The sequence below is a fragment of the Streptococcus cristatus genome (assembly GCF_003943535.1).
Classification (GTDB): Bacteria; Bacillota; Bacilli; order Lactobacillales; family Streptococcaceae; genus Streptococcus; species Streptococcus cristatus_L.
In genome coordinates this window covers 140,361-154,473 of record NZ_RJPU01000002.1, presented here as the reverse complement: position 1 = coordinate 154,473, position 14,113 = coordinate 140,361, and the positions used below count along the sequence as shown (strand labels likewise).

Sequence of the window (14,113 nt, the reverse complement as noted above, 5' to 3'; positions counted from 1 at the left end):
ACGCGCTCTCTAAAAGATTTCCTGCAGGTGATATGTCTCTAAAAATTATTATAGCACGATTGAAAAAATTTGCAAGAACTTTTATTGGTTTTCAGCTCTGCTATTTTTCCTAGTAAATCGATAAATCAAGTGTCCTAAACCATTTCCAGCTAGTGAGAAAAGGAAATAGACGGCATGATAAAGAGGAATCCACTCCCCAAAGGTGAAAATAGTCAGGAAAAATAAGAGAGCAACCAAGAAAGAAAAGCGCAGAGAAAATCCATACAAAGCTGCATAGAGCAGGGATACCAAGAAGGTCGCCAGAGGAGAGTAGATGAGAACATTTCCAACTACCAGCCCCTTACTTAAGATGGAATCTATGGGCAAATACCGTAACAGTATATAAAAGACAAAATAGAAAAAGAAAAGGGGGAGCAAAAAGAAAATTTCTTTTTTATAGATTTTCATAAGAGCACCTCCGTTCATTAGGCCTTATGAGAAAGTTTATTCCCAATATTTCCGAATATTCTTGATCTGCTTCTTAGATGCTTTTATCATCCTAGTTGAGCTGTTGACCGGCAGTGACATGATTTTCCCTGGCAAATAGACAATGGTCTTGGCTAAACGTTTAGCAACCGTTTCTTCTGGATTGAGATCATTATGAAAATCCTTGCTAATGGTTAAATCCAAATAGAATTCATAGATACGGCGACCAAAATTCTCGGCGGAAATCTCGTATAATTTATCGGCTAGCTTTTTCTCGTCCATATCTGGTGTTGCCAAAATGGCCTCCAAAATAGCCCCTGCTAAATCTCTACTTTCATAATAAAGCGTACCAAAGGCTTTATCGCTGATCACATTGTCCAGATAGGGATTGCCATGGGCGATGATGGGCGTACCGCTGGCTAGACTTTCCAGATAAGTCAGCCCCTGCGTCTCACTGGTTGAGGCTGAGATAAAGAAATCTGCCGCCTTATAGTAGAGGGCCGTATCGCTTGGTGCAATCATCCCTGTAAAAATGACTGAATCCTCAATATGAAGCTGGGCTACCAAGGCTTTTAAGTCCTCAGCATAAGGCCCATCTCCGACAATGACCAACTTCACCTTGGCATTTTCTTCCAAAACCATTGGCAGTGCTTCAACAATCGCCTGGATATTTTTCTCGTAGGAAATTCTTGATAAACTGAGTAGCATGACTTCATCTTCTGCTATTCCCAGCTTAAAGCGTAGTTTCTTGATGTCTTCCCGTGAGAGTTCTGGGCGGTCAAATTTGGCCAAGTCGATTCCTGTTGGAATGACCCGTTTTTCCGCCTTGATTTTATAACCAACCAAAAGGTCATAAACAATCTCAGAAGGACAAACGACACCATCCAAATCGCTCATGAAACCACGCACGATGTACTTGACCATACTCGGACGAATCACCATGCCCTTGGCAAGATAATGCACATAATCCTCATATTGGGTATGGTAGGTATGAACCACTGGAATCCGCAGTTCCTTGGCAATCCAGATGCCCAAGAGACCCAGTGAAAACTCTGTCTGAGTATGGATGATATCCAACTGGTACTGGCGAGCAATTTCTAAGGCATTGGAAAAACCACGATAAGCCACGCGCCGATCCTTAAAAGCGAAGAAAGGCACGCTGGGAATACGGATAATCTGCCAATCTTCATAGCGGTTGACATCCTTGTCCGTCGTAGTAAAAATAAAGACTTTATGACCTAATTTCTCTAGCTCAGTCTTGAGGGTGCGAATGCTCGTCGCAACCCCGGAAACCTGAGGAAAATAGGTATCTGTAAAAAGACCAATCCGCATATCACATCTCCAAAACTGTTTGGTAAGCCTTGACTAACTGAAGCGCGACGTCATCAATGGAGCGACTCTCCGCAACACGATAGCCTGCTTCACGTTTATCGACTTTTCCGTCAAGAACCTTACGAAGCGATTCGACAAACTCATCTACATTATGACAAAGCTCTGCCGACTCCTCATCAATCCAGCCATTATAAACAGGAATATCACGTAGGACCACGTGTTGCCCGCTGGCCAGGGCTTCTAAGACCACAATCCCTTCAGTCTCTTCATAAGACGGGAAAAAGAAGGCATCGCTGCCTGACATGGCTCCTTGGAAAACTGCACCTTTGAAATAACCCGGAAATTCTACGTTTTCAGGATGATTATAGAGGACAAGATTTCGAATCTTGCGCGGAATAAGCCAGAGATTGATAGAACCCAGCCAGATAAAGCGGACATCTGGCATTCTACGAGCTACTTCGACAAAGTCTTCGATTCCTTTTCGTCTGAAATAAAGGCCGGCACAGATTACGACTTTCTGTCCATCTGCAATCCGAAAATGTTTTTTAAAGACTTCCTCCTTACGTTCATCTTTCTTGTATTTCGACAGGTCAATGCCGTTTGAAACAGCCATAATGGGCGTCGTCACGCCATAGGATTCAATCAATTTTTTTGAATACTCAGACGGAGTAATGATAAAGTCCGCCATCTTATACATGTGCGCTAGATATTTGCCAAATAAGGGCGCAAAAAGATTAGACCCAATAAAAGAATTTTCGAAGTCTTCTTTGGTCGAATGTCCGTGCATGATCACTTTTTTGCCTCCCCGCTTAGCCGCGTGAAGAAGAAGTAAACTACGAGGTCCGTAAGTGTTGATGTGCACGACATCATAATCTCCTAAAACATCTGTGGTATAAGGAATTCCTGCCAGATCCAGTGCATGCATTTGATGCTGCAAGGCACGGCCGATACCTGATTTTTCTAAAACAGACTTTCCTTCTAGATATAGTAATACTTTCATATCTTCTATTATACCCAAAAGAAGCAAAAAAAGGAAACGCCAAGGGAAAATTGGTAGTTAAATAATGCACTCATCCTTCCCACAAGCATTTCCTGTAGCAATATCCATTCTTGCTGGAACTCTATTCAGTTTCCAAGCAGACTAGTCCACCTTGACTACCTGCAGTTCAGTACCTCCCAGTAGAATCAGATATTTGTCTACTTGGCTAAGACCATAGGAACGGCTGAGTGCTTCAGCATAGAGATCCAGCTGAGCTCGGTAGCGATCCACCAACTCTGTCGACTCATGATAGCGATCAGTCTTATAGTCAAAGAGGACAATGCGATCATCAAAGAGCAGGTAGCCGTCTAAGATTCCCCTAACAACAAAGTTTTGACCACTGGCCGAATCCTGCTTGAACATGGCAAAAGGGGCTTCACGATGGAGATGATTGACCTCCTGCTGAATTAGCTGACCTAGTTCTGTAGCGAAAAAGGCTTCAATCTTAGCCAAGTCAATCTCTTTCTTAACTGCCGCATCTGACTGAACCTGAGTCAAGGCTTGACGAATGCTAGTTTTAGTAATAGGACGATCCAGCGGAATCCTTTGCATGAGCTCATGGACAGCAGAGCCGATTTGAGCTCCCGTGACTTGCTCCTTCTTGCCAAAATCAGGCAGTTCAAAAGTCAGCTGAGTCTGATGGCTTCGAGGCGCATCCATAATGTCCAGCCCTTCTGAGTCCATAACCGGCTCATAGAACTTCTTGATTTGACTGGGTGTACGGACACTAGGCAATTCAATAGCCGCTTGATAAAGACTGTTGAGCCGATCTACATTCTCCAAGATATCCAGAGCTCGGCGGATATCTTCTGACTGACGGTTGCCCGTCAAATCATCTACTGGAATAGGATCAGCCTGCTCCACTACTCCAATCTGCTCGTCTGTCAGCTCCTGATCAGTTCCAAAGCGGGTTTGATAAGCTAGATTTTCCTTTTCAAACACTGACTGAATAGCATAGAGCCAATCCTGAAAATTGGTCAGCTGGCTTCGAAGACTGCTAGATAAGCGCCCATTTTGGCTAGTCCCCCACTTGCGCTCTTGGAGCTTAGCTTGATTGCCCTTGCCGACCAGATAGAGCTTAGTTTCAGCCCGCGTCATGGCCACATAGAGCAGACGCATCTGCTCAGATAAGCTAGCCAGCTTGAGTTCTTCGGCATTCTGCTGATAAGGTAGGGTCTCCATGGAAATGCGGATCTGCTTGGGTGCATGAGGATCCTGAGCCTCAACGACCACATCGGCTACATATTTGATTCCAATGCCTTTTTGTCGGCTGAGGATAATGGCAGAGCTGCTATCCTGACGATTGAAGGTCTTATCCATATTGAGCAGAAAGACATATTTAAACTCCAGCCCCTTACTCTTATGAATAGTCATTAGCTGGACAGCATTTTTAGGAGCAGCCAGAGGGACACTGGCCAAATCGTGCTCATTTTTCAAAATTCTGTCAATCATGCTGATAAAACGGGACAAGCCTTTGAAACTCGACTTTTCATAGTCGTTGGCCCTCAAGGACAGGGCATAGAGATTAGCCTGACGCTGCTCACCGTTGGGCAGAGCCCCGACCATATCGTAGTAAAAACGATCCTGATAAATCTTCCAGATTAAATCATAGAGAGAATGGGTCTTGGAATAGCTGCGCCAGTCATTAAGCGTTTCCTGGAAGTGCTGCAGTTTCTTACGCAATTCATCATGGATGAGCTGAGGTTCCAGACCTTGATCAGCCAGAGCATTCCTCAGCTTTTCGTAGAGATTTTCCATAGACTTAGGACTGGAGGCTTGCAAGGCTAGCCGAGCCAATTCGTCCTCATCAAAGTCAAACATTGGCGACTTTAGGAGAGCGGTCAGGGCATAGTCATTGAGAGGATTGTTAATGGTCCGCAAGGTATCCAACATCACCATAACCTCTACTGACTGGAGGTAATTGGTTTCGCCATCATCAGGCACAATCGGGATATGATGTCGGTCAAACTCTGCCAAAATTAGATCATTGCGGGTCCTCGAAGCTGTCAGCAAGGTAATATCCTTGAAATCCACCCCTTCCTGATTATGAAGACGGATGATTTCCTTGATTACCAAGGCGACTTCACCAGCTGAAATACTAGGTAGGCCTTGGTCAGAATCCTCTTCGGCGCTACCATCATAAATCAGGAACTCCGCCTGATTGGCTGGATTCGGCTCCCGTTTGGCTGGATTTCCTGCCACCAAGTAGTGGGTCTCATTGTAGTCAATCTCGCCGATTTCCTCGTCCATGAGTCGTTTAAAGACATCATTAGTGGCTTCCAGTACCTCGATGTGACTGCGGAAATTTTCCTTGAGAATAATCAGCTTGCCCTGACTAGGATCGGCCTGATAGAGTTTAAATTTATCATTAAAAATCTGCGGATCGGCCTGGCGGAATCGATAGATGGACTGCTTAATGTCGCCAACCATAAAGCGATTATTTCCTCGAGCCAGCAATTCCAGCATTCGCTCCTGAGTATGGTTGGTGTCTTGATACTCATCGACCATGACCTCATGGTACTTATCCTGATAATAACGCCGCACTTCTGGATAATTTTCTAAAATCTCAATAGCAAAATGGCTGATGTCGCCAAATTCAAAGGCATTTTCCGCTACCTTGCGCTCCAAATAAGCTTGCGAGAAATCTCGGACAAACTCGCGCAACAAATCTAGTAGAGGGAGTGCTTCCGCCTGATGCTGCTCCATAAAATTCAGATGGTAAAGGCGGACATCCAGCTCTTTAATTCGCTCTATCAAGGGCTTGCGGGCCTCATTATAGATCTGAGCCAGCTCCTTTTTAAGCTCGTCCGCATTCTTACCAACTCGGGCAGTAAAAGCCTGATGGTTAGAGGTCTTGGCTAATTCTAAAAAGCGCTGAATCAAGTCTAGCAACTGTTCCGATTCGGTCTGCTCTGTCAGCTCAGCCAAGATATCTAAGGATGCCTGAACATTTTCCTGATATTTAGCCCCAGCAAAGGCCTGACCTTCATGAGCCAAATGGCTCTGGAAAAAATCTTCCAAATCTAGCAAAGACTGCCTAGCCTCAGAGAGAATTCGCTCCCGCTCTGCCACAAAATCACTGATTTCATAACCTAGAAGAAAGGTCTCTTCCAACCATTTTCGCGGATTGCTGGTAGACTGGAGAAAGCTATAAATACTATAAATCTGCTGGCGGAAACTAGCAATGTCCTTGCGCTTGCCCGTGAAATTTTTGACCAAGCGACTGAATAATTCCTGTCGATCACTCTCATAGTAGGTATCGAAAAGCTGATCAAAGACTTCATTTTGCAGAATGAGCTGCTCACTGGCCGACTGTAAAATCCGAAAATGCGGTGCCAGCCCCAGCAAATAGCCGTACTTATTGACTACTCTCTGGGTAAAAGCGTCCATAGTACCAATATCCGCATTGGCAATCTCAGCCAACTGCTGGGCCAGATGCTGGCGGAGTTCCTGATCTGAAGTCTCCTTGAGTACCAGACTCAGCTCCTTCTCCAGCCGTTCCTTGAGCTCACCTGCCGCCTTGACAGTAAAGGTGGAGATGAAGAGTTGGCTGACCTCCACACCTCTGAGAATCTGGTCAATAATCCGCTGAACCATAACATAGGTCTTACCAGAGCCAGCCGAAGCTGAGACGAGAATATTCTGACCAGAGGAGTAGATGGCCTGAATCTGCTCTGGTGTGCGCTTTTGTGGCTTGTCAGAGGCAGCTTCCTCAGCCTGCTTGACTAGGATATCCTGCTCGCTTAAAAAGGGAATCCGTCTCATTTGTCCAACTCCTCCTTGATTTTTTCTAGCCAGGCTTGACGCAGCTTCTCGCCTGTCGGCCGTTTATCATACTGGTCCAGGTTTAACTTGGTCAGCTGTCTAGCCTGCCCCAGATGGAGATTGGCTTCAAAGCCTGTAATGGCCTTAAACTGGTCCACGTAAGGGGCAATGCTGCGTCCATTTTCTGTATAAGGATTGATGGCAAATCGACCAGCTAAAATGCCTTCTGCTACTTGCTGATAGAGAAAAGCATTATAAGTCAGAATCACTTCCAACTCTTCCTTAGTCAGCAAATTAACCTTGCTTTTCTCATAGTTAGCGCACAAGTCCTTGGCCTGGTCAGCAAGAAAGAGGCCTTTATAGACCTGACTTTTCATAACTTGTTTCACTGCCTCGTCCAGCGCCTTGGTCTCCTTTAAGCTAGCTAGAGGCTCCGTCATCTGTAGGTACATGGCACCGAAAATTCCCTTGTCTTCCTGGTATTTTGGCATTTCTCGGATAGCTGTTAGGTAGGTCGGCAACTGAGAATTAAGCCCATTAAAGAACTTTTCAAAGCTAAATTTGGTATCGCCCGACTTGTAATCCACAACTCCCAGACTCCCCGTCTCCGTTAGACGATCAATACGGTCCACCTTGCCGCTCACCTGAAGAGCTCTGCCATTGTCAAAAAGTAAGAAAGGCCGATCATGACCAAAGTCAGTCTCCTTACCGATGACCTCCAGCCCATCCGACTGAGCCAAGATACGACCAGTAGCTCGAGCCGTGTCCAATAGCAAACGGCGGGCAAACTGGGTCTCCCCATTTTCACCATAGATAGACTCAAATTCAGCCTCCCAGCTAGTCTCCTCCATAGCCCGTTGCAAGCGAGTGTCGAAATCCTGCTCCAAGTGCTCCTGCATAACCTTTTCAAAGATTCGGTGGAGGAAAATCCCGTGACTGCGCGCATCCGGCTGAATGGTCCACTCCTCCTGCAACCGCAAAACATACTTAAGGAAATAGGCATACTGGTTTTTAAAGTATTCATTGAGAGCAGAGGCTGATAGTCTCAATGGCTGTTCTGAAGGATACAGAGCCTGGAGGGTTTCCGACTTGAGAGGCTCCGTTTTCAACTCCTTACTGATCTGGGGAATAGAAATCCCTTCAGCTGCCAACTTCTTACGCAAGACTCGGATGGCCACTGCCCAAAAGGTCTGTTCCTCCGGCGTCCATTCGCGGTCAATATCCTCCTGATAGAGGTCAATCACGCGCGCCAACAGAGCCCGATAAGTCCCAATATCGTCACTGCTAGCCTGTGATTGCTTGCTGATGATGGGTAGAGAGATAGGCGCTATTTCCAGCTCTGTCAGATAGGAAGACATGGCATCTTCTACTTCATTGGTCAAAACAGGAGCAGACAGAACCAAATCTTCTGTCGCTGAATTGAGTAAAGATAGGGCGGCAAAGCGGTTTTTCTTGAGATTTTCACTGCTAGCTACCTGCAACTCTGATTCGTCCCCAGTTGCTTGGTTTAAGGCCTGACGTTCCTCGTCACTGAGTAGACTTTTATTTTGCGCTAACTTAGGCAAGCGCTCCTGCGTCAATCCGATAGCATAGACATAAGGCGCAGCCATGGGCTCAATCAAATCATAGGACTGAACTGTCACCACGTCCACTGTCGCTGGTACAACTCGGTACTTGGCCAGAAGCATGCCAGACAGAATCAGAGCCAGAAAATCATCGATCTTGAGCTTGCTACCATCAAACACCTGAGCAAGCTGCTCTAAGACATGGCAAAAGGTCTTCCAGACTTCCTCCTGCCGCTCTACTTCCTGCTGACTTGCATCTTCCAACAGCCCCATCAGATTGGCATCCAAGCGAACTTCTTTGATAAAATTGGTAAATTTAGCCAAGAGGCCAGCCACTGTATGACTGCGAGATTTGAAAAAGTCTAACAGAGGCGTGATAAGGCTGCGACGCATGACATTGAGCCGCTTCAGGTCAAATTTCTCCTGACGGTTAATGGTGAAATCTCTCCCCAGCTTGGCTGCTCCTTTAATTTCCGCAAAGCGAAGGTACTGCTCAAAACTATCCAGCTCCTCCTGACGCAAGCCGCCATACAGGCCGTTTTTTAAAAGATTGAGTAAATCTTCTGTCTGAAAATTATAGCGTTTCAACCGTTCCAGTGACTCTAAAAACTGGACCAAAGGATGCTGAGCCATGGACTCAGACCGCCCTAAATAAAATGGAATTTGATACTGGTCAAAAATGGTCTTCAGCTGGAGCTGGTAGACCTCCACATCACCCAAAAGCAGCCGGATATCCTTGTAGCGAGCGCCATCATGGAGCCGCTGACGAATGGACTTGGCCACATACTCTAGTTCTTCTTTTTGATTGCGCACCGACCAAATCTCTACGTGAGAGCGATCCTCCGCAGTCAATTCCACATGGGTTTCAGAAAAATCATAGCGACTCTCTAAAATCTTTGAAATCTTGCCAAAGGCATCATCCGACTGAATCGAATCTCCCGCTAGATACTCTGGCTTGATCTCATAAGTTTGAGCCAGCTTGAGCAAAAAGTCCACGCTGGCCTGGTAAAGATTGCCCTCACGAAAGGCTGTCCGGTAGGCTTTTTGACTAGCATAAACGCCAATGACAATCTCCACTCCCTTGCGATGCAGCAAATCTACTAGATATTCCTCCTCTGCTGAGAAGCGGGTAAATCCGTCAATAACCAGCGCGAGATTAGCCAATTCCCCATCCAAATCTCCAGCTAGAATATGCTGGGCAAAAATCGTGAGTTTAGAGGTCGCATCATAATTTCCCGCCTGAAGAGCAGCAGAAAAAGCCGTGAAAATCTTGAGCAAATCCTCGCGCTTCTCTGGCTCTTCTAGATGATTCAAATCCGCAAAAGTCATCTGGGCTGTCTGAAGCTCATGATAAAGGTCTAGCAGTTGCTGGATAAATTGTGCATCCTTCTTGATCCGCCCATAAACCTTTAGTTCTCGATCATCCATTTCCGATAATATTCGGTAAAATAGCATACCTAGGCCAATGTCGTCCAAGGACTGTCCTTCCTGAACATCATTGAGGACAAAATAGCGAGCCATCTGGGCAAAACGCGTCACTGTAATGGCAAAGGAAGCCTGATTTTCCAATTCCTCCAAAACTGCTCGCTCCTTTTCAAAAGAAAGGGAGTTGGGAGCTATATAAAAGACCCGCTTGCCGGCTGCTGCTAAGTCCTGAGCTTGCTTAACCAAATGCGCTGTCAAAGGACTGCGGATATCCGTATAAAGTAATTTCATACCGTCTCTTTTCAACAACAAAATATAGAAATATTATATCATGTTTGTGAGAAAAAGGCTTTCTCTAAAAGAAAAAGCCCCGCCGAAGCGAGACTTTTCGTGTCTGATTTTATAATTGTTATCTGGGAACGAAATCGAATTAAGCTTCGATTTCAGTAACCATACCTGAACCAACAGTACGTCCACCTTCACGGATAGAGAAAGTAGTACCTTGTTCAACGGCGATTGGGTGGATCAACTCAACGTCGATAGTTACGTTATCACCAGGCATTACCATTTCAGTACCTGCTGGAAGTTCGATTGAACCTGTAACGTCAGTTGTACGGAAGTAGAACTGTGGACGGTAGTTGTTGAAGAATGGAGTGTGACGTCCACCTTCTTCTTTAGTAAGGATGTAAACTTCACCCTTGAATTTAGTGTGTGGGTTGATTGAACCTGGTTTAGCGATAACTTGACCACGTTCGATTTCATCACGTTGGATACCACGAAGAAGTACACCTACGTTGTCCCCTGCAAGACCTTCGTCAAGCTGTTTACGGAACATTTCAACACCAGTAACAACTGCTTTTTGGATTTCTTCTTTGATACCAACGATTTCGATTTCATCGTTGACACGAACAGTACCACGGTCGATACGTCCTGAAGCAACTGTACCACGACCAGTGATTGAGAATACGTCTTCGACTGGAAGAAGAAGAGGTTTGTCAGTATCACGTTCTGGTTCTGGGATGTACTCATCAACAGTGTTCATCAATTCCATGATGATGTCTTCGTACTTAGTATCACCTTCAAGAGCTTTAAGAGCTGAACCTTGGATAACTGGAAGATCGTCACCTGGGAAGTCGTATTCTGACAAGAGGTCACGGATTTCCATTTCAACCAATTCAAGCAATTCTTCGTCATCAACCAAGTCGATCTTGTTCATGAAGACGATAAGGTGTTTAACACCAACCTGACGTGAAAGAAGGATGTGCTCACGAGTTTGTGGCATTGGTCCGTCAGTTGAAGCTACTACAAGGATAGCTCCGTCCATTTGAGCGGCACCAGTGATCATGTTTTTAACGTAGTCCGCGTGTCCTGGAGCGTCGATGTGAGCGTAGTGACGTTTTTCAGTTTCGTACTCAACGTGCGCAGTGTTGATAGTGATACCACGTTCACGTTCTTCTGGAGCAGCATCGATAGACGCATAGTCTTTTGGTTGGTTAACTGATGAAGGCAAGCGACGTGCCAATACAGTTGTGATAGCTGCTGTCAAAGTAGTTTTACCGTGGTCAACGTGTCCGATAGTACCAATGTTAACGTGTGGTTTACTACGATCGTATTTTTCTTTTGCCATTTGAGTAAAAGCCTCCAATAAAATATATTTTATAGATAGACAGTAGGCAATACAGTCTAACTTTCCTTACTATTTTATCAAATTTTACTGAAAATGCAAGCCTTTTACACATTTTTTGTCAATTATTCCTTATCTAGCTTATAGTAAGGCTGATTGGGAACAGAAGCACCAATACTGGAAGCATAAATCCATTCTTTCTCTTCTAGTTGAGCGAAATTTTCAGCTTTTCCTGTCAAGATGACACCAGAGAAAGTTAATTGATCCCGATTTTCTGCTTCACGAATATCTAGCTGACCAAATTTCTTGAGATAGGACTCCACATCATTGTACGTGTTGTACCCACTAACACTTGGGAAAAGATTTTTATCTGCCTTTTTCAGATAATCCAAGAAAGTCTGCTGCTCTTTCTTAGCCTCTTTTGCCTTCTTTCTAACATCTGAATCATAAGTAAAGAGAAGACCAGCGTTAGCTCCGTAAGTCGTCTTAGGATCAGTGCGCAATGCCCCAGTATTGTCAACATCTTCTGACTGACTGCCAATCCAGTACCAGTTAATCTTGAGATTGTTCGGTATCATCTTCTGGATTTCCTTATAAGTATAAGCTTTATCAAAAGTCAAAGCTACTTCCACCAATTGATTTGGCATTTCTTTGACAGAAGCCAACTCCTTAGGTATAGAATTACTATCCTTTGTCCCTTTGACATTGATATTATAGAAGACCGGATATTTTTGACGCAGGGTTCGCGTATAGGTTCCTGAGAGAGACAAATAAGTCCCTTCCGCAGTCGGATCTCTAAAAGCACCTATGAGTGAATAGTTCCCCTCATAGGAAGGATAAGCCACCTTCACTCCATCTAAATCTTTGAAACGATCAGAATGTAAGGTTCCTGAAAACAAAGAATTTTGAGTGTAGTAAAGACTGTCATAGTCAACATTAGGGTAGGCGATTTCCGACATAACTTCGTACTCTTTCTGCAAATTTCGACCATTACTCGAGGCTAATTCTATCAATCCCTTTCCTAGTAAAAGCAATAAAGCTAAGGAGACAAGACTACTGATGGCAACTGTCTTCCAAAGTCGTTTCCGTTTACTTTTCTTCGCTAAAATTTCAAATGTTTCCATTTTTATATCCTTTCTTTTCCAATTTATGGCGGAGCTTAATTCGGCTACGCATGAGTTGTACTTTCACTTTACTTACAGAATACGACATAATTTGAGCGATTTCCTTTACTGTAAAATTTTGGAAATAATAAAGATCTAAAAGCATTGCTTCCTTAGTTGGGAGCTCTTCTATCGTCAACCTTAACAGCTCATAATGGTCGTTCTCAAATGGTTGAATCACATCTTGTTTGAAAAATTCCTTTTGCAAAATTTCTAGATAATGCTGATCGCGCCTATAGCGATCGATGTAGCGGCGGATGGAAACCCGATACATCCAAGCTCGCATCTTCTCTGCTGGGATGACCAGATCAGTCTCTAACATTTTGACAAAAACATCCTGTACCACATCTTCTGCCTCGGCCTTAGAAGCTCCTGACTTTTGCAAGTAGAAAACAATCTCTCGGGCAAAGCCAATCAAGATGTTTTCGTATTCATCCAGTTTGATAATCTCACCTCCCCACAACTTCTCCTCAAATCTCTCCTTACTTGCATTCCTTAAAAAAGCAGAATAATAGTAAAAAGTCTTTCTAATCCAAAGCTCGCAGCTGCTACTTTTCATTTGATACTACTTTTCTCTATTCAATACTTTTCTATTCTTCCCCCTTTCTACTAGTATAACGAATAGAAAGTCATTTTGGTTACAAAAGTTTAAAAGACGACAAAGAAACCCCAGATAGATTGAAACTATCTAGGGTTGATATCTTATAGATTTTATTGAGAGATTGACTCTGAGTTGTTGATTTGTTCAGAAGCAGTTCCCAGAGCCTGTTCTGCAGTTTCAGCTTGAGACTGATGAGCTTCTACTGAATGAACTGATTCAGCTGGTTCTGAAACTGATGCTGAGAATGCTGATTGAGTTGATTCTTGAGTTTGGGCTTGGCTAGCAGCAAACGGTTGAGTTGGCTGGTTCACTTGATTCTGACCAAAAGGTTGCTGAGGCTGACCAAATCCTTGATTTTGAACTGGTGCTTGTTGCTGAGCAAATGGTTGCTCTTGGCTAACAGGCTGACTAAACTGTTGGTTTTGAGCTGGCTGTTGAACTTGACCAAATTGTTGGTTTGGTGCCGGCTGTTGTTGTCCTTGGAATCCAGGCTGAGCAAACTGTTGGTTTTGAACTGGTTGTTGAGCTTGACCAAATTGCTGACCTTGGAATCCTTGTTGACCATAAGGAGCTCCTTTAACTTGCTGAGCTGGTTTGCTAGCTTGGCAAAGCAAGACAATTAAAGCAATACTACATGGCAAGCTGACTAAAGCAGCTAGGATATTCAACACTGGAATGAAGGAAGCTAGTGAAGGCCCTACAGTGAGAAAAATAAATGCCCAATGGAAGCCAGCATCACGAAGACGACGAACAGCGATGGCAAGATTAGGAACGATTGTTGCAACCCAATAGATGGCAAGTAAGAACATTATGAACACAGCCAAACCAGCGCCAGCCGTAACTCCAGATAAATCTGGTTCATAATCGTATAGTCCTGCATAATAAACTTCACTAAAAAGCGGAATGAGAAAACCAAAAACGGCAATAAACGAAAATGGTAAGGTAATCAAAAAATGACATAGGACAACCCACCAGTAATCCGAACGACTTGAACGACCACTAAAGTCTGCATAACGAGTCCAAAATTTTTTATAAGCAGAAAACATAGAAATCTCCTCTAAATTTTTATTAACAGAATTCATTGTATCATAATTTTAGCTCGAAATCAAGGTAAGTTAATCTTGGCTCACTCTC

General features: G+C 44.2%; 9 protein-coding genes. All 9 read right to left on the bottom strand.

Annotated elements, in window-relative coordinates:
- Positions 1 to 81: 81 nt before the first annotated feature.
- Positions 82 to 447 (bottom strand): hypothetical protein, encoded by a 366-nt coding sequence (locus D8790_RS03940; protein WP_125387647.1) that lies wholly within the window; start codon positions 445 to 447, stop codon positions 82 to 84.
- A 36-nt stretch (positions 448 to 483) separates the two neighbouring features.
- Positions 484 to 1,797, bottom strand: coding sequence for a glycosyltransferase family 4 protein (locus D8790_RS03935; protein WP_125387646.1), 1,314 nt, complete (start codon positions 1,795 to 1,797; stop codon positions 484 to 486).
- 1 nt (position 1,798) lies between these two features.
- Positions 1,799 to 2,797 (bottom strand): LTA glycolipid anchor biosynthesis glycosyltransferase, IagA/BgsA family, encoded by a 999-nt coding sequence (locus tag D8790_RS03930; RefSeq protein ID WP_125387645.1) that lies wholly within the window; start codon positions 2,795 to 2,797, stop codon positions 1,799 to 1,801.
- Positions 2,798 to 2,938: 141 nt separating this feature from the next.
- Entirely contained in the window at positions 2,939 to 6,601 is a 3,663-nt protein-coding gene (addA, locus tag D8790_RS03925; RefSeq protein WP_125387644.1) for a helicase-exonuclease AddAB subunit AddA, read from the bottom strand.
- Entirely contained in the window at positions 6,598 to 9,882 is a 3,285-nt protein-coding gene (gene rexB / locus D8790_RS03920) for an ATP-dependent nuclease subunit B (RefSeq protein WP_125387643.1), read from the bottom strand. Before rexB ends, addA begins: the two co-directional genes overlap by 4 nt.
- A gap of 139 nt (positions 9,883 to 10,021) precedes the next feature.
- Positions 10,022 to 11,218 (bottom strand): elongation factor Tu, encoded by a 1,197-nt coding sequence (gene tuf / locus D8790_RS03915; protein ID WP_005590656.1) that lies wholly within the window; start codon positions 11,216 to 11,218, stop codon positions 10,022 to 10,024.
- A 122-nt stretch (positions 11,219 to 11,340) separates the two neighbouring features.
- A complete protein-coding gene (locus D8790_RS03910; protein ID WP_045499358.1) occupies positions 11,341 to 12,339 on the bottom strand; it encodes an anti sigma factor C-terminal domain-containing protein in 999 nt (332 codons plus the stop codon).
- Positions 12,326 to 12,796, bottom strand: a complete 471-nt coding sequence (locus D8790_RS03905; RefSeq protein WP_179856623.1) for an RNA polymerase sigma factor — start codon at positions 12,794 to 12,796, stop codon at positions 12,326 to 12,328. The genes D8790_RS03910 and D8790_RS03905 overlap by 14 nt, the downstream gene beginning before the upstream one ends.
- Positions 12,797 to 13,089: 293 nt before the next feature.
- Positions 13,090 to 14,025: a DUF805 domain-containing protein gene (locus tag D8790_RS03900; protein ID WP_125387642.1), complete on the bottom strand. Its 936-nt coding sequence runs from the start codon at positions 14,023 to 14,025 to the stop codon at positions 13,090 to 13,092.
- Positions 14,026 to 14,113 lie beyond the last annotated feature (88 nt).